The 26,371-nt window shown below is 66.0% G+C and carries 28 protein-coding genes; 12 read left to right on the top strand and 16 right to left on the bottom strand.

What is annotated here, in order from left to right:
* Positions 1-153: 153 nt before the first annotated feature.
* The 8 genes from WFK61_RS25465 to WFK61_RS25430 are packed head-to-tail and all read right to left on the bottom strand — an operon-like array spanning position 154 to position 8,569.
* Positions 154-1,191 carry an LLM class flavin-dependent oxidoreductase gene (locus WFK61_RS25465; RefSeq protein ID WP_336814847.1) on the bottom strand — a complete coding sequence of 346 codons (1,038 nt, stop codon included), beginning with the start codon at positions 1,189-1,191 and terminating at the stop codon, positions 154-156.
* A gap of 18 nt (positions 1,192-1,209) precedes the next feature.
* A complete protein-coding gene (locus tag WFK61_RS25460; protein WP_336814846.1) occupies positions 1,210-2,142 on the bottom strand; it encodes an ABC transporter substrate-binding protein in 933 nt (310 codons plus the stop codon).
* Between the two features lie 44 nt (positions 2,143-2,186).
* Complete coding sequence (locus WFK61_RS25455; RefSeq protein ID WP_336814845.1) at positions 2,187-3,119, bottom strand: ABC transporter substrate-binding protein; 933 nt, start codon at positions 3,117-3,119, stop codon at positions 2,187-2,189.
* A gap of 33 nt (positions 3,120-3,152) precedes the next feature.
* The gene (locus tag WFK61_RS25450) at positions 3,153-4,955 is read right to left on the bottom strand and encodes an amino acid ABC transporter permease/ATP-binding protein (protein WP_336814844.1); all 1,803 of its coding nucleotides are present in this window, start codon (positions 4,953-4,955) and stop codon (positions 3,153-3,155) included.
* 38 nt (positions 4,956-4,993) lie between these two features.
* Positions 4,994-5,530 (bottom strand): GNAT family N-acetyltransferase, encoded by a 537-nt coding sequence (locus WFK61_RS25445; protein ID WP_336814843.1) that lies wholly within the window; start codon positions 5,528-5,530, stop codon positions 4,994-4,996.
* Between the two features lie 35 nt (positions 5,531-5,565).
* On the bottom strand, positions 5,566-6,909 hold the full coding sequence (locus WFK61_RS25440; protein WP_336814842.1) for an LLM class flavin-dependent oxidoreductase: 1,344 nt from the start codon (positions 6,907-6,909) through the stop codon (positions 5,566-5,568).
* Positions 6,910-6,935: 26 nt separating this feature from the next.
* Entirely contained in the window at positions 6,936-7,940 is a 1,005-nt protein-coding gene (locus WFK61_RS25435) for an MsnO8 family LLM class oxidoreductase (protein WP_336814841.1), read from the bottom strand.
* 23 nt (positions 7,941-7,963) lie between these two features.
* Positions 7,964-8,569 (bottom strand): flavin reductase family protein, encoded by a 606-nt coding sequence (locus WFK61_RS25430; RefSeq protein ID WP_336814840.1) that lies wholly within the window; start codon positions 8,567-8,569, stop codon positions 7,964-7,966.
* Positions 8,570-9,114: 545 nt separating this feature from the next.
* On the opposite strand from WFK61_RS25430, the gene WFK61_RS25425 reads away from it, so the two are divergent.
* Together WFK61_RS25425 and WFK61_RS25420 are read left to right on the top strand one after the other, a co-directional pair.
* Positions 9,115-9,417: a DUF6522 family protein gene (locus WFK61_RS25425; protein ID WP_336814839.1), complete on the top strand. Its 303-nt coding sequence runs from the start codon at positions 9,115-9,117 to the stop codon at positions 9,415-9,417.
* Between the two features lie 264 nt (positions 9,418-9,681).
* Positions 9,682-9,828, top strand: a complete 147-nt coding sequence (locus WFK61_RS25420) for a hypothetical protein (RefSeq protein WP_336814838.1) — start codon at positions 9,682-9,684, stop codon at positions 9,826-9,828.
* A 22-nt stretch (positions 9,829-9,850) separates the two neighbouring features.
* On the opposite strand, the gene WFK61_RS25415 is transcribed toward WFK61_RS25420, so the two are convergent.
* A complete protein-coding gene (locus WFK61_RS25415) occupies positions 9,851-10,168 on the bottom strand; it encodes a hypothetical protein (RefSeq protein ID WP_336814837.1) in 318 nt (105 codons plus the stop codon).
* A gap of 498 nt (positions 10,169-10,666) precedes the next feature.
* Between WFK61_RS25415 and WFK61_RS25410 the strand changes: the two genes are divergently transcribed.
* The 3 genes from WFK61_RS25410 to WFK61_RS25400 all read left to right on the top strand — a co-directional run bounded on the left by WFK61_RS25410 (position 10,667) and on the right by WFK61_RS25400 (position 16,351).
* On the top strand, positions 10,667-11,719 hold the full coding sequence (locus WFK61_RS25410; RefSeq protein ID WP_336814836.1) for a TRAP transporter substrate-binding protein: 1,053 nt from the start codon (positions 10,667-10,669) through the stop codon (positions 11,717-11,719).
* Positions 11,716-14,439, top strand: coding sequence for a bifunctional diguanylate cyclase/phosphodiesterase (locus WFK61_RS25405; RefSeq protein ID WP_336814835.1), 2,724 nt, complete (start codon positions 11,716-11,718; stop codon positions 14,437-14,439). The genes WFK61_RS25410 and WFK61_RS25405 overlap by 4 nt, the downstream gene beginning before the upstream one ends.
* A gap of 163 nt (positions 14,440-14,602) precedes the next feature.
* A complete protein-coding gene (locus WFK61_RS25400; RefSeq protein WP_336814834.1) occupies positions 14,603-16,351 on the top strand; it encodes a cytochrome c biogenesis protein DipZ in 1,749 nt (582 codons plus the stop codon).
* Between the two features lie 25 nt (positions 16,352-16,376).
* Here the strand turns inward: WFK61_RS25400 and WFK61_RS25395 are convergent, their stop codons facing one another.
* Both WFK61_RS25395 and WFK61_RS25390 read right to left on the bottom strand, forming a co-directional pair.
* Positions 16,377-16,817: a DUF1330 domain-containing protein gene (locus WFK61_RS25395; protein ID WP_336814848.1), complete on the bottom strand. Its 441-nt coding sequence runs from the start codon at positions 16,815-16,817 to the stop codon at positions 16,377-16,379.
* 5 nt (positions 16,818-16,822) lie between these two features.
* A complete protein-coding gene (locus tag WFK61_RS25390) occupies positions 16,823-17,629 on the bottom strand; it encodes a crotonase/enoyl-CoA hydratase family protein (RefSeq protein WP_336814833.1) in 807 nt (268 codons plus the stop codon).
* A gap of 155 nt (positions 17,630-17,784) precedes the next feature.
* On the opposite strand from WFK61_RS25390, the gene gcvA reads away from it, so the two are divergent.
* From gcvA to tcmP, 4 genes are all read left to right on the top strand, one after another.
* Positions 17,785-18,669: a transcriptional regulator GcvA gene (gene gcvA / locus WFK61_RS25385; protein ID WP_336814832.1), complete on the top strand. Its 885-nt coding sequence runs from the start codon at positions 17,785-17,787 to the stop codon at positions 18,667-18,669.
* Between the two features lie 122 nt (positions 18,670-18,791).
* Complete coding sequence (locus tag WFK61_RS25380; protein ID WP_336814831.1) at positions 18,792-19,394, top strand: LysE family translocator; 603 nt, start codon at positions 18,792-18,794, stop codon at positions 19,392-19,394.
* Positions 19,395-19,589: 195 nt separating this feature from the next.
* Positions 19,590-20,252 (top strand): PAQR family membrane homeostasis protein TrhA, encoded by a 663-nt coding sequence (trhA, locus tag WFK61_RS25375; protein WP_336814830.1) that lies wholly within the window; start codon positions 19,590-19,592, stop codon positions 20,250-20,252.
* A gap of 911 nt (positions 20,253-21,163) precedes the next feature.
* On the top strand, positions 21,164-22,099 hold the full coding sequence (gene tcmP, locus WFK61_RS25370; RefSeq protein WP_336814829.1) for a three-Cys-motif partner protein TcmP: 936 nt from the start codon (positions 21,164-21,166) through the stop codon (positions 22,097-22,099).
* Here tcmP and WFK61_RS25365 read toward each other — a convergent pair.
* The 3 genes from WFK61_RS25365 to WFK61_RS25355 all read right to left on the bottom strand — a co-directional run bounded on the left by WFK61_RS25365 (position 22,054) and on the right by WFK61_RS25355 (position 23,887).
* Positions 22,054-22,806: a DUF5131 family protein gene (locus WFK61_RS25365; RefSeq protein ID WP_336814828.1), complete on the bottom strand. Its 753-nt coding sequence runs from the start codon at positions 22,804-22,806 to the stop codon at positions 22,054-22,056. The two genes, tcmP and WFK61_RS25365, sit on opposite strands and share 46 nt — an antisense overlap.
* An 84-nt stretch (positions 22,807-22,890) precedes the next feature.
* Positions 22,891-23,064: a hypothetical protein gene (locus tag WFK61_RS25360; protein ID WP_442896379.1), complete on the bottom strand. Its 174-nt coding sequence runs from the start codon at positions 23,062-23,064 to the stop codon at positions 22,891-22,893.
* Between the two features lie 73 nt (positions 23,065-23,137).
* Entirely contained in the window at positions 23,138-23,887 is a 750-nt protein-coding gene (locus WFK61_RS25355) for a DNA polymerase III subunit epsilon (RefSeq protein ID WP_336814827.1), read from the bottom strand.
* 144 nt (positions 23,888-24,031) lie between these two features.
* Between WFK61_RS25355 and WFK61_RS25350 the strand changes: the two genes are divergently transcribed.
* From WFK61_RS25350 to WFK61_RS25340, 3 genes are all read left to right on the top strand, one after another.
* Positions 24,032-24,640, top strand: coding sequence for a hypothetical protein (locus WFK61_RS25350; protein ID WP_336814826.1), 609 nt, complete (start codon positions 24,032-24,034; stop codon positions 24,638-24,640).
* 90 nt (positions 24,641-24,730) lie between these two features.
* A complete protein-coding gene (locus tag WFK61_RS25345) occupies positions 24,731-24,970 on the top strand; it encodes a DUF2171 domain-containing protein (RefSeq protein WP_336814825.1) in 240 nt (79 codons plus the stop codon).
* Positions 24,971-25,080: 110 nt separating this feature from the next.
* Positions 25,081-25,611 carry a dienelactone hydrolase family protein gene (locus WFK61_RS25340; RefSeq protein ID WP_336814824.1) on the top strand — a complete coding sequence of 177 codons (531 nt, stop codon included), beginning with the start codon at positions 25,081-25,083 and terminating at the stop codon, positions 25,609-25,611.
* Between the two features lie 67 nt (positions 25,612-25,678).
* On the opposite strand, the gene WFK61_RS25335 is transcribed toward WFK61_RS25340, so the two are convergent.
* Positions 25,679-25,891: a hypothetical protein gene (locus WFK61_RS25335; RefSeq protein WP_336814823.1), complete on the bottom strand. Its 213-nt coding sequence runs from the start codon at positions 25,889-25,891 to the stop codon at positions 25,679-25,681.
* A 9-nt stretch (positions 25,892-25,900) separates the two neighbouring features.
* Positions 25,901-26,059: a hypothetical protein gene (locus WFK61_RS25330; protein ID WP_336814822.1), complete on the bottom strand. Its 159-nt coding sequence runs from the start codon at positions 26,057-26,059 to the stop codon at positions 25,901-25,903.
* Between the last annotated feature and the right edge of the window lie 312 nt (positions 26,060-26,371).

The following is a 26,371-nucleotide window of genomic DNA, read 5'->3' as shown; positions in this document are numbered from 1 at the left end:
CTCATCAAGCGCCAGAAAAAGCCAATCGTCGCTATCGTCGCCATCATGCGACGCATCATCGTCGTCGCAAACGCAAGGCTCAGAGACGCTAAATACTGAGTTGATGACAAGAGGCTGAGCTGCTGAGATCAGGTGCCGGTAGGCTGCGACCGTTCAAGCCGCGCCCTTCAGCTCGACGCCGCCGCGCCAGCCGAGCGCGGGGGCGACCAGCCCTGCGAAATCGGTCGTGATCTGGCGGTAGTCGTCGATGCTGAAATTATAGGGCAGTTCCAGCCGCAAGGTATCGACGAGCCGCAGGATCGGGTCCGCCGCGAGGCGTTCGATCAGCTCGGCGGCAGTTCCGACGAGATCCGGTGCGAACTGGGTCCGTCGCTCGCCCTGGGGTCCAAGCGTGCGGGCGTGGCGGCTCGCGGCATAGTCGCGATAGCGCTGGCGTGTCGTCGTGTCCGCGCCGTCGAGCGGGACGATGACGCGGCCGACGGCGATGCGGGGCGCGTCCGAGCCTCGCCAATGCGCGCGGAAGGTCTCGATATGGCGCCGTTGCGTCTCGAAGAAATCGTCCGTCTCCTCAGCCGTATTGATGTTGCCGACGAGCAAGTGGAAGCCGTTCTCCGCCGCCCAGCGGGCCGAGCGCAGCGAGCCGCCGCCATACCAGAGCCGCTGGCGCAGGCCGGGCGCGTGCGGGCGCAGCCGCGGGCGGTGCTCGCCGGCGGCCGAGGTGATGCGCGTATCGGCATCGCCGAGCCATTCGCCATCGATATTCTTCGCCAGCCGGGCGACGCGGGCATGCGAGAAATCGACCGCCGCCGGATCGCCATCGAAGAGGCGATCGCCCAAAAGCTTGCCGAAAGGCGGCGGGCCGGCGCTCAGGCCGATGTTCAAGCGCCCGTCCGAGAGCACGTCGACCAGCGAGAGGTCCTCCGCCAATCGGAACGGGTTCTCGTAGCCCATCTGGATGACGGCCGTGCCGAGCCCGATCCGGCGCGTGCGCTGGGTGGCGGCGGCGAGAAAGGCCGCCGCCGAGGAAACGCCGGGTTCGAGATGGCGCTGGCGTATCCAGGCGCTGTCGAAGCCGATGGCCTCGCCATGCTCGAAGAGCGAGAGCGTGTCTTCCAGCCCGCGACGGGGATCGGCATCGTCGTAATTGCCGGGCGTCAGGAAGGCGATGTGCCGGATCGAGAGCTTCGTCATGTGAGTCGGTTCGTCAGATCAGTACTTGGGCAAGCCGGGCGGGTTGGTCTCGGAGCGCTCGACCGCTTCCTCCTCGATGCCCCAGCGGGCCAGCACCTGCCGGTATTGGCCCGACCTGATCAGGTTGTTGGTGGCCAGCGTCAGGGCATCGACGAGGCCGCTGCCCTTGCGGGTCGTGATCGCGACGTCGGATTTCAGCGGCCAGCCGGCGCTGAGCGTGCCGATGCGCTTGATGTCCTTGTCGCGGGCCGCGATGAAGACGAGCTGGGCATGGGGCTGCACGACGACATCGACGCGGCCGCCCCGCAAGGCGACGAGCCGGGCGGCTTCGTCGTCGAAGAGCTGCAGTTCGAGCGGCTTCAATCCGGCCGCGACGTTCTGCTTGCTCCATTCCAGCAGGATGCGCTCCTGATTGGTGCCGCCGCCGACGCTGAAGCTCAGGCCCGCGGCATCCTTCGGCTCCTTGATGCTCGTGACCTTGCTGTCGGCCTTGACGAAGAAGCCGTGCAGGCCGAGGCGATAGGTCGAGAAGTCGAACTTCTCCTTGCGCTGCTCGGTGACGCCGACATTCGAGATGACGGCGTCGTACTTCCCGGAGGTCAGGCCGAGCGGCCAGTCCGCCCAGGCGAGTGGGGCGAGATTGAGCTTGAGGCCCAAGCTGTCGGCGATGAGCTGGGCGAAATCCGGATCGGCGCCGACCACGGTCTTGGCGTCCGTGGCATAGGTCGCGAGCGGCGGGCCACCGGGGCTGATGCCGACGGTGAAGACGCCGGGCTCGACGAACTTGAAGCCCTTGGGCACGGCGGCGATGGCGGCCGGGTCCTTTTCGGCGCGGATGCGGCCGGGTTGTTCGGGGCCGAGGTCGAAGGGCGATTGCTGGGCGAGGGCGGGCAGGCTCGTGGCGCCGAGCGCGCCGACGAGCAGCGACAGGAGTGTCCGTCGCGGGATCATGATGAACTCCAGTTCTCGAAAGTTTCGGCGGTCGGGCTAGGCACTCACGCCTTCGGCAGGCCGGGCGGGTTGGTGCGGGATTCCTCGATCGCCTCGGCCGAGAGGTTCCAGCGGGCCAGCACCTTGGCGTAGTTGCCGTTCCTGATCTGGGTGTTGAGCGCCTGGGTGATGGCCTCGGCGAGCCCGGCGCCCTTGCGTGTGGTCACCGCGATCTCGGCGAGGATGGGCCAGCCGCCGGAGAAATTGCCGGCGAGGCGGGTCTTGCCCTCCTGCGAGGCCTTGAAGCTCAGCAGGGCATTGGGGCCGAGATAGGCGTCGGCGCGGCCGGATTCGAGCGCGAGATAAAGCACGACATCGTCGTCATAGTACTGGATGTCTACGGGCTTCAGGCCGGCCTTGAGATTGGCCTCGTTCCAGCGCAGCAGGATCTGCTCCTGGTTGGTGCCGGCGCCGACGATGACCTTTAGGCCTGCCACATCGCGGGGCTCGCGAATATCGATCTCGTTGCCCTTCTTCACGTAGAAGCCGAGCAGGTCCTTGCGATAGGTCGAGAAGTCGAACTTCTCCTTGCGCTGCTCGGTGACGGTGACGTTGGAGATCACCGCGTCGAACTTGCCGGAGACGACGCCGAGCGGCCAGTCCGCCCAGGCCGTCGTGACGATCTCCAGCTTGCGCCCCAGCGCGTCCGCGACAAGTTGCGCGATCTCGGCCTCGCCGCCGATGACCGTCTTGTTGTCGGTGGCAAAGCCGCTGAACGGAAAGCGCCCGGTGTTGTTGCCCACGGTGAAGACGCCGTCCTTGGCGAATTTCGCGTCCTTGGCGAGGAGCTTGATCGCTGCCTCGTCGATCTGGGCACGTGGGCGGCCCGCCTGCTCGGGCGAGAGGTCGATCGCCTGCTGGGCGAAGGCGCGGACGGGGAGGATGGCGGCCGAGGCGGCGCCGGCGAGGAGGCTGAGCGAAGAGCGTCGCGTGATCATGGACGGATTCCTTGTGGGGTGTGGCGGGGAAGGTCAGAGCACCTTGGCGAGGAATTCGCGGGTGCGGCTGTGGCTGGGATTGCCGAGGACATCGGCCGGGGCGCCGCTCTCGACGATGCGGCCGGCCTCCATGAAGACGACCTGGTCGGCGACCTCGCGGGCGAAACCGATCTCGTGGGTGACGATGACCAGCGTCGTGCCGGAGCGGGCGAGCTCCTTGATGACGTCGAGGACTTCGCCGACGAGTTCGGGGTCGAGTGCCGAGGTCGGCTCGTCGAAGAGCAGGACCTTGGGCTTGAGGGCGAGCGCGCGGGCGATGGCGACGCGCTGCTGCTGGCCGCCGGAGAGCTGGCGCGGATAGGCATTCGCCTTCTCGGCGAGGCCGACGCGGGCGAGCAGTTCCCGTGCTTCCGCCTGAGCCTGCTCGCGGGAGAGGCCGCGCACGGTCACCGGCGCCTCGGCGATGTTCTCGATCGCGGTCAGGTGCGGGAAGAGATTGAAGTTCTGGAAAACCATGCCGACATCGACGCGCCGAGCCAGGATGTCCTTCTCCTTCAATTCGTAGAGCGTCTCGCCGTCTTGCCGGTAGCCGATCAGCTCGCCATCGATCGCGATGAAGCCCTCGTCGACGCGCTCCAGATGATTGATGGAGCGCAGCAGGGTCGACTTGCCGGACCCGGACTGGCCGATGATCGCGGTGACGCTGCCGGGGCGAAGCGACAAGCTGACGTCGTCGAGCACCTTGAGCGGGCCGAAGCTCTTCGAGACGTGGCTGATGCGGATCTCGCCGCCGCTGCGCGGGGAGAGCGTAGCGAGCGAGGCCGCGCGCGGCGCGGCCGGGGCCTGTGCCGGGGTGGTGAAGCCACCGCCGGCCGCCGCCGGGGCGACGCGGTTCCGGCCGAGCCAGCGCAGGGCCGTGTCGATGGCAGACGGGGGCGGATTGCGCAGGGCGCCACGGGCATAGTGCCGCTCGATATGGCGCTGGAAGAAGGAGAGGACGCTGAGGATGACGAGGTACCAGACCGTCGCCACCATCAGCAGCGGGATCACCTCGAGATTGCGCCGGTAGATGACCTGGATCGTGTAGAACAGCTCCGGCAGGGCGAGGATGTAGACTTGGCTCGTGCCCTTCGCGAGGCTGATGATCTCGTTGAAGGCGGTCGGCAGGATCGAGCGCATCGCCTGCGGCAGGACGATCCGCGAGACTTGGCGGTGCTTCGGCAGGCCGAGAGCGGCCGCGGCCTCATGCTGGCCCTGATCGACGGCGAGGATGCCGCCGCGCACGATCTCCGAGGAGAAGGCGGCGGCATTGAGGGTGAGACCCAGCACGGCCGCGAAGAAGGGCGTGATGAGCTGCGTCGTCTGCCAGGAGCCGAAGCCGATATCGGTGAAGGGAATGCCGAGCCAGATCGTGCTGTAGAGATAGCCGAGATTGTTCAGGATCAGCAGCAGCACGATCAGCGGGATCGAGCGGAAGAGCCAGACATAGCCCCAGGAGAGCGAGGCGAGCAGCGGCGAGCCGGAGACCCGCGCCAGCGCCAGAACCGTGCCGAGCAGGAAGCCGAAGACCGTGCCTAGGAGCGTCAGGAACAGCGTGCGGCCAAGCCCGACCAGTACGGGTTCGGCGAAAAACCACTCCGCGAAGACGTCCCAGCCCCAGCGCGGATTGGAGAGCACCGAATTCAGGATCGCGAAGATCACGACAGTGGCGAAGACCGTGCCGATGGTGCGCCCGGGATAGCGGGCGGGGACGATCCGATAGCGGCTGAAATCGCGATGCGGGGCTGGATTCTGGGCGTGCGCGGGCAGGCCCGCGAAGTCGCTGGCGAGGGTCATGGCTGGCTCTTGTTATTGGGGTAAGGGGAAACGGCCCGTCAGGCGGCGCTGCGCGCGGCGTGAGCGTCAGGCGGGCGCGGCAGCGAGGCCGGCGCGACGGACAGCTCCTTCTCGAAGCCGAGTTTGCCGTAGATCTCGGGGTCGACCGAGATGTCGAAGAGCGGGGTGTAGCCGGTCTCCAGATAGAGACCCTTGGCCTCCGGCTGGCGGAAGCCGGTGGTCAGGAAGATCCGGCCATAGCCCTGGCGGATGGCCTGCAGCTCCAGCTCGGCGACGACGCGGCGCGCCAGGCCCTGACGGCGGAACTCGCTATGCGTCCAGATGCGCTTCATCTCGGCGGTGCGTGCGTCGTAACGCTTGAAGGCGCCGCCGGCGATGGGGCGGCCATCGCGCAGCAGCAGGACGAAATTGCCGTCCGGCGGGGCGAAGAGCTCGGCCGGATAGCGGCTCATCTCCGCGCCTGGCGCCTCGCCGAAATAGCTGCCGTAACGGGTGGCGTATTCCCAGGTGAGCTGCTCGACCAGCGGCTGGGCGAGCGGATCGAGCGGGGTGGTGTAGAGGAACCTGTCGGCCATGGCGTGAGCCTTTCCGGGATATCGTTGCGGACAGCTCAGCTCGCGCGGCGCGCGGGCGCAGCGTCCGACGGGGTGGCGTAGCGGCTCTCGCGGCGGGGGAGGCCGAGATGGTCGCGCAGGGTTGTGCCGGGCAGGTTGCGATCGTAGACGCCGCGCTCCTCCAGCACCGGGATCACCAGCTCGACGAAGTCGTCGAGGCCCTGGCCGATCACCGGGAAGCCGAGCACGAAGCCGTCGGCGGCCTGCGCCTCGACGCGCTCGATCAGCCGGCCGGCGATCTCCTCGGCCGAGCCGATCAGGTCGGTGCGGGGCGTGGCGGCCTCAAGAGCCGCTTCGCGCAGCGTCTGGCCCTTGAGCACGGCGTCGCGCTTGATGCGGTCGGTCGTCGAACGGAAGCTGTTCTTGCCGATATCGCCGAGCTCTGGGAAAGGCGCGTCCAGCGGATAGGCGCTGAAATCGTGATGGTCGAAATAGCGGCCGATATAGGCCAGCGCGTCCTCGATCGAGACGAGGTTGCGGATGGCCTGATACTTCTCCTCGGCTTCGGCTGCGGTGCGCCCGACGATGGGGCCGGCGCCGGGGAAGAGCTTCACGTCATCGGCGCTGCGGCCATGGGCGATGGCGCTGGTCTTGATCGCGCGGTAGAGCGCCTGCGCCTCCTCCAGCGGGACATGGTTGGCGAAGACCGCATCGGCGTGGCGGCCGGCGAGCCCGATGCCGGACTCCGAGGCGCCGGCCTGGAACAGCACCGGCTGGCCCTGCGGCGAGCGCTGGATGTTGAGCGGCCCCTCGACCTGGAAGAAGCGGCCCTTGTGGTTAAGCGTGTGCAGCTTGTCGCGGTCGAAGAAACGGCTGGCCTCGCGGTCGCGGACGAAAGCGTCGTCATCCCAGGAATCCCAGAGTCCCTTGGCGACGTCGAGATATTCCTGCGCGATCTCGTAGCGCAGCGAATGCTCGGGATGCGGCCGGCTGTAGTTGCGGCCGGAGCCTTCCAGCGGCGAGGTGACCGCATTCCAGCCGGCGCGGCCGCCGGAGATCAGGTCGAGCGAGGCGAATTGCCGGGCGATCGTGTAGGGGTCGCTATAGGAGGTCGAGACCGTGCCGACGAGGCCGAGCTTCTTCGTCACCGTCGCCAGCGCCGAGAGGATGGTCAGCGGTTCGAAGCGGTTGAGGAAATGCGGGATCGACTTCTCGTTGATGTAGAGCCCGTCGGCGACGAAGGCGAAGGCGATGCCGTTCTCCTCGGCCTTGCGGGCGTTGCGGATGAAGAAGTCGAGATTGACGCTGGCATCGGCCGGGTTGCTGGGGTGGCGCCAGGCGTTCATGTGGCTGCCGGCGCCCTGGAGCATCAGGCCGAAGGTGAGGCGGGTGCGGGACATGGGATCAGTCCTTTCGAAAGCGGGGATCAGGCGGCCAGCGCCGGTCTTTCGCCGGCGAGCAGCGTGAGGGAAGCGAGGCGCCGGCTGGTCAGGGCATTCGGCGTGTCGATGACGAATTCGGCGATGCCGAAGCGGGCATGCAGCCCGTCGAGCTCGCGCCGGACCTGCTCGGACGTGCCGGCCAGGATATGCGGCTTGCGGATCTCGGTGCTGTAGGAGGCCGCGCCGGCCTGGCGGGCATATTCGGCCGCCTGCTCCTCGCTGCCGAGATTGAGGTTCTGGCCGTTGTCGAGGGTGAGGCGGACAACGCGATGGTTCGCCGTCAGGCTTAGCGCCTCCTCGGCCGTCTCGGCGGCGAAGGCGGCTACAGCGAGCAGGAGAGGCGCTGTGCCGCCAGCCTTGGCATAGGCGTTCAGGCTCTCGTCGATCGCTTTGGGATCGCCGTTGTGATGGCCGGCGAAGACGAAGTGCCAGCCGCGCTCGCCTGCCTGCCGGGCGCTGTCCGGGCTGGCGCCGAGCAGGAAGCGCTCGGGCGTCACGGGCGGGACGGGCAGCGCACGCGCCTTGTTCCGTGGGCCGTCCGTCGCTGCGGGCGGCACGAGGAAGCCGTCGAGCTCGTCCAGCAAGGCTTCGAAGGACGGCGCGCGTGCGGGATCGTGCAGGACGCGCAGCGCCTTGGTCGAGAGCGGCAGGCCGCCCGGCGCCTTGCCGATGCCGAGATCGACGCGGCCGGGCGCGAGCGATGCCAGCAGGTTGAAGGCCTCGGCGACCTTGTAGGGGCTGTAATGCGGCAGCAGGACGCCGCCGGAGCCGATGCGGATGCGCTGCGTGCGTGCCAGCAGATAGGCGGCGAACACCTCCGGCGCCGGGCTGACGAGGCCGGGGAAGTCATGGTGCTCGGCCAGCCAGAAGCGGTGGTAGCCGAGGCGCTCGGCCGCCTGGGCGAGGCTCACCGTGCGCTGCAGTGCCGTGCCGGCGGTTTCGCCCTCGATGAGCGGGGTCTTGTCGAGAATGCTGAGTGCGTAGGTCATGGCTTCTGGTACCGTTCGGGGGATCAGGCGGAGCGCAGGCCGAGCGCGGTCGATGCTTCCTCGGCCATCCAGCCGAGCCGCTCGTAATCGCCGCGCCAGTACAGGAGAGCGGCATCGTTGCCGCCGAGCCGGATCTCGCGCACCCGGCCGATGACGATGGCGTGCGAGTGCCGCTCGATCAGCTCTTCCAGCTCGCAGTCGAGCGCGGCGAGCGCGCCTTCGAGAAGAGGTGCGCCGGTGCGACCCTCGCTCCATTCCGCCTCGGCATAGCGGGCCGGGCCCTTCTCGCCGCCGCGCCCGGCGAAGCGGTCGGCGACCTGCTTCTGCGAGGCGCTGAGGAAATTCACGCCGAAGCTGCGATGGCGCGCGAGGATGGGGTAGGTCGAGGAGGAGAGGTTCAGCCCGAACATCACGGTCGGCGGCTCGGCCGAGAGCGAGGAGAGCGAGGTCACGGTCAGGCCCGTGCGATCCTCGCCGCGCCCCGCCGTGATGACGGAGACGCCGCCGGCGAGATGGCGCAGGGCCGTGCGGAAATCACCGTTCGCAGCCGTCGAGGCCGGGAGGCTACGGGTAGCCTGACCGGTCGGGGCACGGGTCGGAAGCGCGGAGGCAAGGGACAGGATCGCCATGGAAACCTCTGGAGCAGGCCGTCTGGGTGTGTGAGAGGGCGAGGCGCCGATCGACGGCGGCTCCGCAGATTGCCGCCGGGAGGATGGGACAAACCTCTCCCTTCGCCGGAAGAACCGGCGTCGCGGCAGCGTCGCGATGTGAAGATTTCAGGCGCTCAGGGCGCCCGACATTCCGTCAGGAACATCGCTCCCGGCGCGCCGGAGCAGGATTGGCTGAAGTCGTGCATGTCGTCACCGACGCGTCTCCGTGTCTCGGAGCCCACGATTTCGTCGTGGTGCTTTTAGCATTGTTGACGCGGTGCAAGCTGCTCCAGCAAATCCCGCGAAGGAGCGATGCGAACACCGCTCGATACTGATCATTCTTTCCGCGGAACCCCGCGCGGTCAATGAAACAGCCTTTCAAAGTTCGGCTCCGCCGGAGGCGGAAGCGCCACCGGGCCATGCCGTGCGGAAAGAATTCCATCCCTTGCGTTCCGGAAGGCTGGATGCGGCCGGCGCTTCGCGGCAGAAGAAGGCCGAACGATCGCGCCCCGGAGCGAAACATCATGGCCACCGGCGAAACTTCGCCCGAACTCCCCTTCACCAGGGATGCCGACGGCTCCTTCGTGCTCGATGCCGTCAGGCTCTCCCGGCGCTTCGGCTGGTCGGCGGAGGAATTGCGCGAGCTGATGCGCCGCGGGCTGGTGACGAGCCGGGTCGAGCGCGGGGAGGGCGAGGATGCCGGGCGCTGGCGCCTCTCCGTTCTGTGCGGCAATCGCCGTTGGCAGGCCGTCATCGCGGCCGATGGAACGGTCGCGGAGGAGCAGCTCGAATTCGTTCCGTCGCAGGGACGCCGCGACCACTGCTGAACCGGGATGGATGCCTGACGGCATGTCCGGCCTGCGGCGAGGGCCGGAGCGACGATGTACATTTCCTGCGAAGATTCCGATAATGACGGTTCAGCGGGTTGAATCGCATCGGCGCTGCCGGTCTTCGTTTTCCTCCTGCCCATTCTCGACGAGGAAACGATGCGCCTTCTTCATTTCACTTCTGCCACGGTCCTGCTCGCGGCGCTGGGAGGCTGCGTTTCGAACGAGCCCGCCGCTTATTCGGAGCCGCCGTCGGTTCAGAGCATGACGCTCCGGCCGCAGCAGCGCAGCTATCTCGACGCCGGCCCGGCTCCCGCCCGGCTGAGCAGCCCTGCCTATTCGCGCGACAGCTCGACCGGCTTCGCCGGGCGCTCCGACAGCTTCGGCAGTGGCCTGGTACCGACGTTCTGAGGTGAGCCGGCCCTGCCGGGCGTCACTCGGGCAGGCGAAGCCCGGCCAGGAAGGTGGCGACCGTCAGGGTCTTGCCGGGCTGCGCCCGGCATTGCCGCTCGACGGCCTCGAGGACCTGGCCGTCGCCGTATTTCGAAAGCCGCGATGGCGAGCTCTTGCGCAGTGCATCGATCGCCCAATGGCCGATCAGCGCGTGCATCTCGTTATCCGCGGCTTCGCGCTTCATCCAGGCTTCGCAGGTGATGTAGTCCTGCAGGAATTCGCCCTGGCGCAGCACCTCGCCGGTTGCCGCGACCGGCCATGCCAAAGCCCATAACAACGCTGCCGCCCCCAGACGCATCGTTCGCCCCCACTGCGCCCATCCCGTCCCGGTCGTTCCGGCGCAACGGGGCCGTCTCGGCTCGCCCACGCGCCGTCGCTTGCGCGCCTGTTGGGAAGAGCCGCCGTGCCCTGCGGGGAACTGGGGATCAGGATCGATAGATCAGCGAGCATAGCAAGCCTGGCTTGCACGGCAACAGTGGAAGCCTTCTCCGCGGTTATTGCAGGCAAGCCCGGATATAGCTCACTCCTCCGAGAGGAGCCCGGCAGCGCCGCGCACAGTATTCTGATGTACCGTCGCTAAGCGCGATCGCGGTTCCTCGCGCGGGTTCCTCGATTGAAGGCCGGCTCACCCCTCTGGAAAGCGGGGACAGTTTCGCCATCCGGACAAGATCGGGCTCGCGATTCAACCCCGGTTAACCGCCGCCGTCGAATATCGGCCCCCTCATCAAAGGCTAGTACCGGGGGGGAGATGGGCACGGCCTGCGACAACGCCATCACGTATCACCCGCGTCGGCTCGTGCAGCCTGTGATTGCAGCCGTCGCTGCGATGCTCGCCTTCGCAGGCTGCGAAGCCCTCGCCCAGACGAAGACCGAGGAGCCGGTCAAGCTGCAGATCATCGGCGGGCTGGCCGGCGTCACCCAGTATACGCGGATCGAACAGCCCTTCTGGCAGTCCGAGATCGGCGCCCTGTCGAAGGGGCGCATCAGCGCGACGATCCGGCCGCTCGATGCGGGCGGCCTGCGCAACCAGGAAATGCTCCAGCTGATGCGGCTCGGCGTGGTCTCGTTCGGCACGGCGCTGCTGAGCGCCGTCGCCGGTGACGACCCGGAAATAAGCGCCGTCGACCTGCCGGTGCTGAACCCGGATGTGGCGACGCTGCGCCGGACCGTCGATGCTTTCCGCGAGCATCTGCGCAACGTGCTGCGCGAGCGCTACGACATCGAGCTGCTCGGCGTCTATGCCTATCCGGCCCAGGTCCTGTTCTGCGTGAAGCCCTTCACGGGGCTCGGCGACCTCGCCGGCCGCAAGGTCCGCACCTCCTCGGTCGCCCAGTCCGAACTGATGACCGCGATGGGCGCCGTGCCGGTGATCCTGCCCTTCGCCGAGATCGTGCCGGCCTTGCGCGACGGGGTCGCCGATTGCGCGATCACCGGCACGTTGAGCGGCTACGAGATCGGCCTGCCGCGCGTCGCCGTCGCCGTGCACGCCTTCGCCCTGAGCTGGGGCGTCTCTATCTTCGGCGCCAACGCGACCGCCTGGAATGCACTGCCGGCGGATGTCCGCGACATCATCCGGCAGGGCGTGGGCACGCTCGAGGATCGCATCTGGTCGCAGACCGAAGCCGATACGCGCAAGGGGCTCGCCTGCAATGCCGGGACCGAGCCCTGCTCAGGCAAGCCCGAGCGGCCGATGACCGTGGTGCCGGCCCAGCCTGCCGACGAGACGCGCCGCCGCCTTCTCGCCGAGGTCGTCCTGCCGCGCTGGTTCGAGCGCTGCGGCCAGGACTGCGTCTCGGCCTGGAACACCTATCTCAAGCCGCTCCACGCCATCGAGCCCCGGACGCCGTGATCAATCGCCTGAAACTCATGGTCGCGGCAGGGACGGCGGTCATCCTGGCGGTGGCCGCCACCGGTGCGTTCAACCTCGTGCGGCAGCGGGAGGCCGCTGCCTGGCGCGCGGCCGAGCAGGCGCTGGAAAGCTCCGCCATGGCGGTGGAAAACGCGCTCGACCGGCAATTGCTGCAGGTCGACGGCGCATTGGCGAGCTTCGCCACGCTGTTCGATGTCGCGCAGATCGGCCCCGGCCAGCGCGATGCCGCGAGCCGCCTGCTGCGCGGGCTGAACTTCCAGACCATGTCGTTCCGCGACCTGCTGCTCGTGGGGCCGGACGGCAGCGTCATCGCTTCCGCCAAATCGAGCGGCACGCGCCATGCGCTGCCGCTCGACGTCGCGATGGTCGGGAGGGCGCCGACGAACCTGATCGGCCCGCTGCGCAATGCCGTCACCGGGGACTGGTCGCTTTATGTGGCACGCCGGATTCCGGCCTGGCATGGCATCGTCCCCGTCGCGGAAGTGCCGCTGCACACGTTGATGAAGCTGCTCGGCGAAACCGGCGTCGGCCCGGGAACCCAGATCTCGCTGGAGCGTGCCAACGGCCAGGTGGTCGCGACGCTGCCGCATGACGAATTGCTGATCGGCAAGCCCCGTGCTTCAGCGCTTCCGGAAGGGGTGGTGAACGGCAAGGCCTTCATGGTCGGAAACAGGGGCAGCGAAGGCAGCACCCTGAAGGTCGTCCGGGGATCGCTCTATGGCGATATCCGCGTCGTCCTGAGCGCGACGAATGCGGTTCTCCTCGCCGATTGGCGCCAGGACCGCGACAGGACGATCACGGCGGCCCTCGTCGGAGCCTTGCTCCTGGCGGCCTTTGCCGGGGCTATCCTCCTCGCCATCCACCAGCGCGAGCGGGCGGATGCCGAGCGGGCGCGGGCGGCCGGCGTGCTCGACAACGCGATCGAGGCGATGTCCGACGGCTTCGTGATGTGGGACGAGGACGACCGGCTGGTGACCTGCAACCAGCGTTACCGCGATCTCTACGCCCTGAGCGCGCCGTTCATGACGGCTGGAACGCATTTCGAGGAGATCATCCGCAAGGGCGCGGAGCTCGGCCAGTATCCCCAGATGACCGTCGAGATCGATGAGTTCGTGAAGGAGATCGCCAGCTGGCACCGGCAAGGCAGCGGCGCGATGGAGCGCCTGCTGCCGGACGGCCGCTGGCTCCTGATCACCGAGCGGCGGATGAAGGCCGGCGGAACCGTCGGCATCCGCACCGACATCACCGCGCTCAAGGCGGCGCTTGCCGAGCTGGCGGCGGCCAATATCCGCGCGAACGAGGCGGCGGAGGAAGCGCGGCAGCAGAATGTGGCCCTCACCGAACAGGAGAGCCGCATCCGTTTCCTGGCGCATCATGACGACCTGACGAGCCTGCAGAACCGCTTCTCATTCCGCAGCCAGATCGCGAAATCGCTGCGGCGGGCCGGCGGCGATGCGGGGAAGGTCGCGCTGCTCTTCCTCGACCTCGACCGCTTCAAGGACGTCAACGACACACTCGGGCATCCGGTCGGCGACCAGCTTCTGCTGTCGGTCGCGGAGCGGCTGGCCACCTGCGTGCGGGATAGCGACTGTGTCGCCCGTCTCGGCGGCGACGAGTTCGCGGTGCTCAGCCTCGGCTGGGAGCAGCCACAGCAGGCGCAGGCCCTGGGCGCACGGATCATCGAGGTCCTGAGCCAGCCCTATCTCATCAAGGAGCGGACGATCTCGATCTCGGCGAGTGTCGGCATCGCCGTGGCCGAGGGGGCGGATTTCGATGCGGACCTGCTCCTGAAGCAGGCCGATCTCGCGCTCTATCAGGCCAAGGCGATGGGGCGCGGCGTCTGCTGCGTGTTCACGACCGAGATGGACGAGCGGTTGCGGGCCCGGCTCGCGCTCGAGGCCGACCTGCGCGAGGCGATCGAGGAGCGGCAGTTCGAATTGTCCTATCAGCCGATCTTCGATCTCAATTCCAGCAAGCTCTGCGGCTTCGAGGCGCTGCTGCGCTGGCACCATCCGGAGCGCGGGCTGGTGGCGCCAGCCGAATTCGTGCCGCTCGCGGAGGAGACCCGGCTGATCGTCGACCTCGGCGAGTGGGTCCTCCGTCAGGCCTGTGCCGATGCCGCCCAGCTGCCGGGAGACCTGCGGATCGCGGTCAATCTCTCGCCGGTGCAGTTGATCTTCGGCGACGCGGTCGCGACCGTGCGCGACATCCTGCGCGAGACGGGGCTCGATCCTGAGAGGCTGGAGCTGGAGATCACCGAGACGGCGCTGCTGGCCAACGACAACCGCAATCTCGGGACGCTGAAGAGCCTGAAGGCGCTCGGCGTCCGCATCGTGCTCGACGATTTCGGGACCGGCTATTCGAGCCTCAGCCATCTCCGGCTGTTCCCGCTCGACAAGGTGAAGATCGACCGCTCCTTCGTGCGCGACATGACGGTTCATTCCGACAGCGCGGCCATCGTCACCGCGGTCGCGGCGCTGGCGGCCGAACTCGGCATGACGACGACGGCCGAGGGCATCGAGACGCAGGACCAGCTCGATGCCGTCGATCGCGCCGGCTGCACGGAAGCGCAGGGCTATCTGCTCGGGAAACCGCAGCCGATCCTGCACGCGGTCCATACGACGCTGTTCAGGCGCTCACCACGCGATCGCAGCGGGCAACGGGGTGGGCGCGCGGTCGATTCCTCCGACACGCTGTAACCGGTCCGGCGGCTAAGACCCTTAAGGGCTGGCCGCCGCCCTTTGCTACAGAGCGTTACAGAACGGCCCATCCGGAAAACACGGCAGATACGTCACACGGCTTCACTGCGGGACATCCGCCGGAGCCGCCGCATGTGGTGGCTCCGCTTCCGCGAGGCCTCCTATGACCCTGTTCGTCGTCTCCTATCTCGCCGGCGCGCTGACCATCCTCAGCCCCTGCATCCTGCCGATCCTGCCCTTCGTGTTCTCGCGCGCCGGGCTGCCCTTTCGCCGCAGCGGCCTGCCGATGCTCGCCGGCATGGCGCTGACCTTCGCTGTCGTCGCCAGCCTCGCCGCAATCGGCGGCAGCTGGGTGGTGCAAGCCAACGAGACCGGGCGCCATCTGGCGCTGGCGCTGCTGGCCGTCTTCGGCGTCACGCTCGTCTCGCAGCGTGCGGCGGCGCTGCTGACCCGTCCCGTCGTCGCGCTCGGCGAGAGGCTGTCGGGGCAGGGCGGTGGCGAGGCATCGTCCATCGGCGGCTCGCTGCTGCTGGGCATCGCGACCGGCCTGCTCTGGGCGCCTTGCGCCGGACCGATCCTGGGCCTCGTGCTGACAGGGGCCGCCCTGCAGGGAGCCTCGGCCGAGACGACGCTGGCGCTGCTGGCCTATGCCGCAGGTGCCGTGACCTCGCTGGCGCTGGCTTTGCGGGCCGGCAGCAATGTCCTCGCGGCGATGAAGCGCTCCCTCGGTTTCGGCGAACGCGTCCGTCAGGGTCTTGGCGTTGCCGTGCTGGCGAGCGTGATGGCGATCGGGCTGGGGCTCGATACCGGCCTGCTGACCCGCCTCTCGTTGACGGGAACCGCGGCCATCGAACAAAGCCTGCTCGACGGATTTGGTCCGCGTCCGGCGCTGGCCGGGCAACCCCGTTCCGCCACGGAGGCCGCGCAGCCCTATCGCAGCAATCTGCCGGACCATGGCGCCGCTCCCGGTTTCGATGGCGCGACAGGCTGGCTGAACTCGGGCCCGCTGGCGCCGGAACAGCTGCGCGGCAAGGTGGTGCTGGTGAATTTCTGGACCTATTCCTGCATCAACTGCATCCGCACCTTGCCCTATGTCCGCGCCTGGGCGGACAAGTACCGGGATCAGGGACTGATCGTGGTCGGCGTCCATACGCCGGAATTCGCCTTCGAGAAGAAGGTCGAGAACATCCGCCAGGCCATCGCCCGCTTCGGCATCGTGCATCCCGTGGCGGTCGATAACGACTTCCGGATCTGGCGCGCCTTCCGCAACAGCTATTGGCCGGCGCTCTATGCCGTCGATGCGCAGGGCCGCATCCGCCATACCCAGTTCGGCGAGGGCGGTGAGGCCCGTACCGAGCGGGCGATCCAGGACTTGCTGGCCGAGGCGGCAGGACAGCGCGGTGCTGCCGAAGCTTTGGTGACGCCGCCGGCGCCCGGCGCGCAGGCTCCGGCCGATCTCGGCAACATCCGCTCCGGCGAAAGCTATCTCGGCTATCTCAAGGCGTCGGGCTTCGCTTCGCCCGAAGGCATTGCCGGCGACCGGGCGCAGGATTACAGCGCCCGCAAGCTGCGCCTGAACCAATGGGCTCTGACCGGGAACTGGACCGTCGGCGGGGAGAGCGCGGTGCTCCAGCGGGCCGAGGGCGGCATCGTCTATCGGTTCAGCGCGCGCGATCTGCATCTGGTGCTCGGGCCCGGCCCCGGCGGCAAGTCGGTGCGCTTCACCGTGACGGTCGACGGCGCTGTGCCCGGAGCCGACCATGGCGCCGACACCGATGCACAGGGCCAGGGCACGGTTTCGGAAACGCGCCTCTATCAGCTCGTTCGCCAGGCGGGCGATGTCCGGGAGCGCCTGTTCGGAATCCGCTTCCTCGATCCGGGGGCGGAGGCCTATGCCTTCACCTTCGGCTGAGCGAGGTGAAGCCGGAGCGACCCGATCAGCTGCCCGCTTCCGCAAGGAACTGGCCGAAGCGGGTCGCGCCCGGGCGCGGCTGCAATGCGATCAGGCGGGAGTCCAGCGCCGCGGCCTTCCGATGCTGAACGGCCTCCCGATAGCCGGGGTCGCGGAGCAGTTCGGCGAAGGCCTGCACGCCGGGATATTCCGCGACGAAGCAGAGATCCCAGTGCTCTCCCCGCGGGCCGATCAACATCGTCTCGAAGCGGCCCTCCCAGACGATCCGCGCGCCGAGGCGGGCCAGAACCGGCTCGCTGATCCGGCCGTAATTTTGATAGGCCTCGGCGCCGCTGGCCTCGCGGCCATCCGGATAATCGGCGTGCTCGCGCAGGCGGATCAGGTTGAGCAGGTGGATGGCGCCCTGATGCCCGCCATCGCGCAGCGACAGGTAACGCTCCTTCTCGATATCGACATAGCTCGACATGGTCATCACCCGTGCCCGCCGAACCGGGCGGGCCGCCGTTCGAGGAAGGCGCCGATGCCCTCGCGGACATCAGCCGTATGGGCCAGTTGCGCGAACTGCCCGGCTTCGACGGCCAGCCCCTCGTCGATGGACAGGTTGATGCCGCGGGTGACGCTGGCAAGGCAGGCGCTGACCGCCGCAGGGGACTTGCCGAGGATCGTCGTCGCGAGCTGCCGCGCCCGCTTCAGGAGCCGGGCGGCAGGGACGGCCTCGTTGATCAGCCCGATCTGCATGGCTTCCTCGGCCGGGATCGGCTCTCCGGTCAGGATGAGTTGCAGCGCGCGCTTGCGGCCGACATGGCGCGGCAGGCGCTGCGTCCCGCCGAATGTCGGGGGAAAGCCGAGATTGATCTCGGGCTTGGCGAAGCGGGCATGCTCGCTGGCGATGGCAAGCGGACAGGCCTCGACGATCTCGCAGCCGCCGCCGAAGGCGAGGCCGTTCACGGCGGCGATGACGGGCTTCGGAAAGTTCTCGATGCGCCGGGTCAGGGCCTGACCGCGCCCGACGAAGTCCCGCACGGCGGTGGTGACGCCGGCCTCGACGCTGAGGGAGAAGCCCGCGATATCGGCCCCGGCGCTGAACGCCTTGTCGCCGGCTCCGGTCAGGATCACGATGCCGATGGCATCGTCGCGCTCGATCGTGTCGAGATCGCGCTGCAGCATGTCGATCGTCGCATAGTTCAGGGCGTTCAGCTTGCCCGGCCGGTTGAGCGTCAGGGTGGCGATGCTGCCGGCGACCTCGATCAGCACCGGGTGCTCTGTCGTTGCATTCATGATCACGGCTCCTGCCTCTGCTGCGTGGCAGGACGTTGCAATCAGGCCGTGGATCGAACAAACGGGTAATCTTCTCCGGCGCGTGAGAGAAATTCACTTCGACTGGCGGCGCTGGCTCGAATGGGTGGCAAGAGGCCTGGCAGGAGACGAGTGCGATGCGCTCCCGGTTACCTCCGCTGAACTCGCTGCGCCTGTTCGAGGCGGCCGCCCGGCTGTCGAGCTTCAAGAACGCGGCGGAGGAGCTGCTGCTGACGCCGAGCGCCGTCAGTCACGGCATCCAGTCGCTGGAGGAATGGCTCGGCGTGCCGCTCTTCCTGCGGACCTCAAAGGGGCTGGTGCTGTCGGAGGCGGGACGCGCCTATGTCCCGGTCGTGCGCCAGGCGCTCGATCTCCTGGCCAGCGGCAGCGCGCAGGTCATCAACCGGCATGGTTCGGGCCAGCTCTCGATCACCGCGGCGCCGACATTCGGGGCGCGCTGGCTGCTGCCGCGACTGCACAAGTTCCGCGCGCTCCACCCGGAGATCCAGATCGTCATCGACACGGCGCAGGAGCGGGCGGAACTGTCGGAGGGCGGGGTCGATCTCGCGATCCGCATGGGCCGCGGCAACTGGCAGGGTGTCATCGCCGACAAGCTGGTCGCCGAGGAGCTGGTTCCGGTCTGCGCGCCGTCGATCCGTGAGCGGGTGCAGGGCCTTGCCGATATCGAGCAGGCGCCCTTGATCCATGTGACGCGTACCAGCGAGGACTGGGCGACATGGGCGGCGGAAACTGGCCGTGCCGTGCCCGACGTCGCGCGGGGCCTGCGCTTCGACACCATCCAGATGGCGTTCCAGGCGGCCAGCCGGGGGCTCGGCGTCGCGATGGGGCGCAAGCCTTTGGTGAACGAGGAACTGGCCGCGGGCGCGTTGGTGGAGGTCTGGGAGGCGGTCCCGAGCAAGACCGCGTACTGGCTCGTCGGGGCCGAAAGCCGGGCGGATGATCCGCGCATTGCCGCGTTCCGCGCCTGGATCCTGCAGGAAAGCGCGGTGTCGAGCGCCTGATGCGCGGCGCATCCGGCGGAGAAGCGACACATGAGGATCATTCACGCGCGCGCCAAAATTACTCATTTGCTCCGTCCGGCCATCGATGCGCATTCCGGTGCGTCACGATCTTGCGGTGGTTCATGAGTCTCGATCTTCTCCTCGGCTTTGCCGTCTATGCCTTCGTGACGTCGATCACGCCGGGGCCGAACAACACGATGCTGCTGGTGTCCGGAGCCAATTTCGGCTTCCGGCCGACAATTCCGGCCATTCTCGGGGTCAATCTCGGCTTCTCCGCCATGGTTCTGGCAGTCGGGCTCGGTGTGGGCACGATCTTCACGGCCTTTCCGATCCTGCACGATCTGCTGCGCTACGGGGGCGCGGCCTATCTCGCCTATCTCGCCTGGAAGATCGCCCGTTCCGGGGCGATGGGCGCGGAAAGTGCGGCCAGCGAGCCCTTCGGCTTCGTCGACATGGCGGCCTTCCAGTGGATCAATCCCAAGGCCTGGATCATGGCGATCGGGGCGGTGGCGACCTACACGCCGCAGGATGGCTTCTTCTTCAACATCCTGATCGTGACGCTGGTCTATATGCTCATCAACGCGCCCTGCATCATCGCCTGGGCCGGCCTCGGGACGATGCTGCGCGGCTTTCTCGGCGATGCGCGCTTCCTGCGCGTCTTCAACCTCGTGATGGCGCTGCTTCTCCTCGCCTCGCTCTATCCTGCTCTGATGCCGGCGCCCTGAGAGCGGCAGGAACATTCCGTCGCGGTGGCATGCGAACGGTCTGCGGAGCATCGGAGGCTCTGGAGGACGCATTTCCGACGATCATCGGCGCAGGGAGCCATCAGTGACAGGCGCCTGCCAGAATCGCAGATAGGAAACAGCAACCGGTTTTTGCTAGTGTTTCTTCGTGAAGCCCCTGTATCCGCGAGGCCTCCTTTGAACCTGCCAGCTACAGGACGTTTTGTTTTCAAGCGTGCCGAGCTCTGGGCTGATGGCGTGATCCATGTCATCGGTGTGGCGCTGGGTCTGGGAGCCGTCGCAACCTTGATCGTTCTGGTCGCGAGCAGCGCTCCGCTGTTCGACCTGATCCCGGTGACGATCTACGGCGCGGCCCTGCTCGCCGTTCTCATCGTTTCCGCCACCTACAACATGTGGCCGATCTCGCCCCGCAAGTGGTTCATCAGGCGCTTCGATCATTCGGCGATCTACGTGCTCATCGCCGGCACCTACACCCCGTTCCTGATGAAGCTGAGCGGAAGCGTTTTTGCCCAGATTCTGCTGGTGGTCGTGTGGCTCGCGGCCGCGGCTGGCGTCGTCATCAAGGTGGTTCTGCCGGGCCGGTTCGACCGCCTGTCGATCGTCCTCTACCTCCTGATCGGATGGAGCGGGCTGCTGATCTGGGAAAGCGTCAGCCTGTTGCCGGCGACCACCCTGTGGTTGATCGTCGCCGGCGGCGTTCTCTACTCGATCGGGGTCATTTTCCACGTCTGGGAAAGCCTGCCGTTCCAGAATGCGATCTGGCACGGCTTCGTTCTCGTGGCTTCCGGCTGCTTCTATGGGGCGGTGTTTCGGGCTTATGCGATTGCCCCGATCGTGTGAGCCGCCGAGAGGCGGCGGCGATCGACTTCAACCCATGATGTCTTCGACGATCTGGCGAAGTTCTTCACGGCTCAGACCACAGGGCTCGGGTGCCCAATCCTTGGGAGCTCGCGGAGTGGTCTGCGCCGCTCGAATTTTCGAACGGCCGGTGCGTCAGGAAGTCTTGTCCAATAGGAGTGGGTTGGTTGAATTCGTCTTCAATCGAACTTGATGTTGCATATGGTTCCAATTGCCGGGGCATAGCCTGCACGGCCTAGAGAAATCGCCGATTGCAATGCAATCAGCGCGGCGCCGCTTCGGTTGCGGCGATCAAACTATGAATACGCGGGAAAAGCTCGGGGCTCATGTGGAGCGGGAGCAGGCCGGACACTCAGGTCGACGCTGCTTTAATATGCAGCGAGTGTGGCGACATCAAGTCTGGCCAACCGCTTCAACAGCCAGGACTGCTGGAACAGGCCGATTCGCCAGCTTCCAGCGCGTTGTCCGAATGGGAGGTTGTTGGAGCGGGTACCGGGAATCGAACCCGGGTATTCAGCTTGGAAGGCTAGAGGGTTTGCGTTGTTTTCCGGGCAGCGTTCCAACTTTCGAGCGGCAGGAGAGGGCCGATTTCAAGGGCATTCTTGGAATGCCCTCTTGAGGCGAAACCCGGGGTGTGCTGGGCCTGCCGTGTTCGACGATCGCGGCGCAACGCCATTGCCGGATGCTGATCGACACGGTCGCGATCGACGGGAAGGGATTGGCCGACACCTGGCGCGTGACGGGGATCACTCGGAATGGGTGTGGTTGAATGTACGTTCGCAATCCGCACGAGCAATTGCGCTGTGGACGTCAATCGCGTTCGGCTGCAGCGATCTTGCGCTTCCAATACATCCATCGGACGCTGCGTAACGCACACGGTCTAGGGATAAGGCATGTCAGGCGACGAGCTGCACCGGTTTGGCGGGCGCCATACCGACGCTAAGCTGAAGAAGCTCAGCCAGTACATGTCGACCTATACAACTGCATTGAAGGACCAAGGCTTTGTCTTGGCGTACATTGATGCCTTCGCCGGCTCGGGCGATCGTACGGAAACGCACCCTACCTTGCCTTTGTTTGCTGCGCCGGGGCTCGAGCCGGAAACGGTCTCGGTCGCGGGGTCGGCTCGTCTGGCGTTCGAAACGAAGCCGCCGTTCGAAGTGATGGTCTTGGTTGAGAAGGACCCTGGTCGCTTCGCGTCGCTGGAAAAGCTCAGCAGGGACTACCCGGACCAGAAAGTGCGGCTTGCGAAAGATGACGCCAACGACGTCGTGCAGAAGCTATGCAAGCGCCTGCCTTGGCATGGCTCGCCTGATATGCCGAAGGGCATGCGAGGCCTCTTGTTTCTCGATCCTTACGGGATGGAAGTTCGATGGGAGACGATCGAGGCAGTTGCCGCGACCAAGGCCATCGATATGTGGTGCTTCTTCCCGCTGATGGGGTTGTACCGACAAGCTGCGAGGGAACAATTCCGTATCGACGACAAGAAGCGCTCCATGCTCAATCTCGTTCTCGGCACGTCAGAGTGGGAAAACGATTGGTATAAGCCCGTGGAGCGGCCCCTTTCGATGTTCGATCTCATGGAAGACGAGGAAATCCGCATCCGCACTGCAGACGTCGATGCAATCGAAGGGTATGTGCAGAGACGGCTACAATCGATTTTCAGAGGTGTGGTGCTGCCGCCAAGTCGGATTACGAATGCCCGCGGCGCGCCGTTGGCCTCTTTGTTTTTCGCGATGGCCAATCCCTCGCCGAAGGCCGTGGCCGTCGGAAAGCGAATAGCTGCTCACATCCTCAACGCCGGCAGCTCATCCCACTCCCGACCGCGATAGGTTCGACCAGCTTTCTTCTTCTGGACGCCACCCCACTGCTTGAAGAAGAAGGCGGCGCCGTGTCGTCGGCACGAACCTTCGATCTCATCAACCCATCGCGCTTCCATCGTCCTGGCCCGAGGGCCGCTTTCGCCTCCTACGATCGCCCAGGCAATGTCGCTGAGATCGGCGTTAGCGACCGAGCCGATCAGCGGCTCGAAGGAGACGAAGCGCACTGCGGCGGGCACGCGCCTGAGATCATCGAGACGGGAAAGCACCCGCGCGTCCTCAACGCTCGTCCCAAGCCAAACGTTGGGCAACGCTCGGAAGTTCGGAGCGGATAGAACCGCAGCCATACGCTCCGGGCGCTTGGTCAGTATCTGAAAGGTGTGTTGCGGGGTCGCAGCCATTGCGTGCCACACCTTCGCGATGAACTCGATCGGGACATCTTCATGAAAGAGATCCGACATGCTGTTTACGAAAATGCGTCGCGGCTTCTTCCATTGGGCGGGGATCGCTAGGGCAGCCTCGTCCAGAAAAAGCCGGCCGGTCCAAACCCGGCGCCCGCCACTTTCACGCGTCAGGCCGCGGTACTTTTCAACTCCCATCGCTTCCAGACGGGCGGCCATCCGCATGGCGTAACAATTAGTGCAGCCAGCCGTGACGATTGAGCACCCGGCCACAGGGTTCCATGTCGCGTCAGTCCATTCGATGGTTGTGTCGGCCATTCTGAGCTCCGAGCGTTGCGGAGATTGTCGTCAATCCGACTTAACGCAATGCTCTCAAACCTGCTGTTGCCGCTGCTAACGCGTTCAGAGCAGCGAGGCTTGCGCGGGCAGTTCCGCCTCGCCGCCGTCGCCGTCCTTCTTCACGCCGCGGGCGACGATGTCGAGCGAGCCGTCGGGTAGCGGGCGCTGCAGCACCTTTGCCTGCTCCCACGGCGCCGTCATCCAAGTCTCGCATTTCTCCGGAGTCGTCAGGATCACTGGCATCGCCTTCGTGTTTCTTGATCCGGCTGACAGCGCGACGAAGTTCTCGATGAGGCGGAATCGCCGCTCGCTATAAGAGCTTCGGTTGCTGAGGGTGCTTAGTCGCAAGAGCCTCGCGTTGGCCGCGCCGATTGAGCTCGACCCTGGCAGAGTATCGGACGTCGCTGTCCCTTTCCTCCGCAAATACCCGTAAAGCCAATATGTCCACCTGGTCCCATCCCTTGCCGCGGTAGGCGCCGGCCGGCACACGGGGCAATAGCCCTGGCTCACGGCTCCATAGCAGTAGTTGCTCCAGCGATGCCTCATTCAACATGTCACGCAGATGGTGCGCGGTCACGTATGCATCGGGCATCGCACGATGGGCGGGCAGCCCAATCTCGTGTATCAGCCCTTCAGGCTTTCGTTGGTAGCGTAGCATCTGGTTCGAAAACCGTGGCAGTTCCGGCCAGAGACGCAAGGCGCACTTCCAGGTGCAGATCCATTGCGCACCCGCTGTGAGCCGCGGCCGGCAATAGCGCTGCTCAAATGCCGCCCGGTGGGCGGCGAGGGCCAGGACGCCCCCTTTGGGGTTAAGGATCGCAGGCGCAACATCCTTCCAATAGGGCGAGCCAGCTACGTCTTCATCGCGAATATGATGCACTGCCATCGTATCGGCGGAGATTGGCCGGCCAGGACTCACCAAGCACGAACCTCGCTCCTCGGTAACCTCCCAGCGGCCGTCCGATGCGAGCGAAACGTCCTGCCATCCAACCTCGCAGACATCATGGGGGCCGTCTCCGGCGGTCTCGAGGTCGATCACCCGGACGCGTTGATTGAGCATGAACAGCAGATCAGCATTCCGGCCCGTCGGTACAAGTCAGGAGCAACGGGGCGGTCGCGTGTGGTCGGCAGGGGCAGGAACACAACCTCGCAGCGCGCCGTTCCCGTAGATAGCTATGAGAGGTGAACAATCGTCGTGTGTTGCATGCCGGAACTGATCGACGAGTGGCCGCTACAATCAAATTCGACCCTTGGGTCTTCTGTTCGGGCCAAGGGCATCGAGCGCGAGCTTCGAAGGAAGCTGCCGTGGGCGGCAAGGAAGTCCCTGACGGTCGAAGCGGGAATGGCTGTTCTACGCATGCCGGACGCCTCGCAGGATGAATTCAAGGAGGCCGCTGCAGCAATTGCTGATGCCGTTGGTGGACTGTGTGCGCTTCCAGTACTCCCAAGCGAAGCGGAAGACATCCTATCCATGTCTTCCCGCGAGCGGCACAAATGGATGAGCGATGGCCGCCTCCAAAGCGCGGGAACTCGTACCGTGAAGCTACGCGGACGGGCGAAAGCAGTGACGTTTCACGTCTTCGAACCAGCGCATATCGAGCACATTCTCAATAACGACCTGACTGAAATCTGGCGCGAAGAGGATGCGGTGGCGCTTGCCGAGAACCGCCGCCGCGCAGCCGGAAAGGCCGCCTTGACGCGTGCCGGCAAAGGAGCGGCGAAGCCAAAGGCGGCCTTGCCCTCTTCGGAAGAACTTCCGGAAACTCAGTTGGATGGCTGGGCGGAGTTCGCTGCAGACGGGCTTTTACGATGAATGATCTGGGAGCGAGTTCCTCGGGCTGGTGGAACATGTTTGGCCAACGCTCCGTTGCCGTCTGAACAAGCTCAGGAAGGAGATCCAGCAATGATGTTCGTCGAGCAATTGAAGGAAGGCCAGCGCGTAATCGGATCCGACGGGGGCCACGTCGGTACGGTCGACGCTCTCAGCGGCCAGCTCATCAAGCTCAAGAAGAACGATCTAGAGTCGGGGGGCGCCCACCATTTTATCGACCTGGGACTCGTCATCGGCATCGAGGGCGACACCATCAAGCTGATCGTCCCGGCCGCTGAGGCAAAAGAGCGATGGTCCGAGGCGGCCGAATAATGGACAGACGGCATTTTGTGGCAGGCGCAAGCGCGGCAATCGTTGCTCGCCCGGCTCACGCAAGCATCGCAGTCGATCGCATCGGTCCGAGGGGGCCTGGGCGCAGCGTGATGCTTCTCTACGGATCGGATGGTTTGACCAACAGCGGTCGATATGAATTCGCCGCGAATTTGATCGCCGCTGCCGGCTACAACGTCTGGCTACCTCGGTACTTCGAGGCGACGGGTGATCGTCGAGCCCGCTATGGTGAGATCAAGAGCAAGTTCCCGATCTGGCTCGAAGCAATCGAGGGCATAAAGATCGAAAGGCAGGATCGGTTCGCCGTTGTCGGCTTTTCTCTAGGCGGAGCGTTGGCTTTGGCACTTGCTGCTCGCGATAGCAGGATCAAGGCCATTGTCGACTTCTTCGGCTTCCTCCCGCCTGGATTGGAGAGGGCATCATTGCCCCCGACGCTTGTTCTGCACGGGGATGCCGACCGCGTCGTACCGGTGTCGAACGCTGGGGCTATTGCAAGGTTGATCACCAGCAATGGGGGCCATGTCGAAAGCCACATGTATCCGGGTGAAGGACACGGGCTTTCTATCTCGACCTGGCCCGACGCGATAGAGAGAACGCAAGCATTCCTACGCCAGCACTTATAGGTTGGGCTTGAACGCAAAAGCGCCGAGCGCAGGCGGGCTTTCCGGAGCCGACTGGGGGAAGCTTGCTTTACTCCCAGCCCTCCACGTCATCATGGCGGGCTTCCCACTTCTCTATCGCCTCGATCAGACCGATCAGCTCAATCTCCTCGGGAGTACCTGCTTCCGGGTTCCCGAGCTCGAGGACTCGCTGCGTCGCTCGTTCGTAGTCATCGACGCATCGAACAATTGCCCGCTTGGGGTCTATATCGACTGCTTCCGTTGGTGTGAGGAATGAGAACACCTGTGCCTCCTACTGCGCGGCAGGCGTGGCCACATTGGTTTCGTACGCCACCATTGCGGCTGAAAGGTCGAGGAAGGCGCCTTCGTCCCGCTCCTCGTCGGGAAGTTCGGCGATCGACTTCAATCGCGCGACGGCCTCCTGATATTGGTCTTCGTTCTCGATCATCATGAGACTTGCTCCATCTCCCGGACGCACGCTTTGCTGGTTTGCCAACCGGGTCGCCGAGAGACTCTCGCCCTTCAGACCTTCGGCGGCAGGCCCGCTCTGTCGAACACCGGTACAGGCTCGATAGGGCCCTCGGGCCGCTGCCCCAGCGGCACATCCTCCGCCGCCTGCCGCACGGCCTCCTCCGACACCGTCAGGCCATCTGGAGTATTGTTGGCGTCACTCCCTTCATCGTGGACGTTTGTCCTGTCCCTTACTCGGCGCCCGGTCTGGATAGGGTCGGCAGCAAGAGGGCTTTCTCCTGGCGTTGCGGGC

Source organism: Allobosea sp. MMO-172 (assembly GCF_037147855.1).
Lineage (GTDB): Bacteria > Pseudomonadota > Alphaproteobacteria > Rhizobiales > Beijerinckiaceae > Allobosea.
This window is presented reverse-complemented; position numbering and strand designations above follow the sequence as displayed.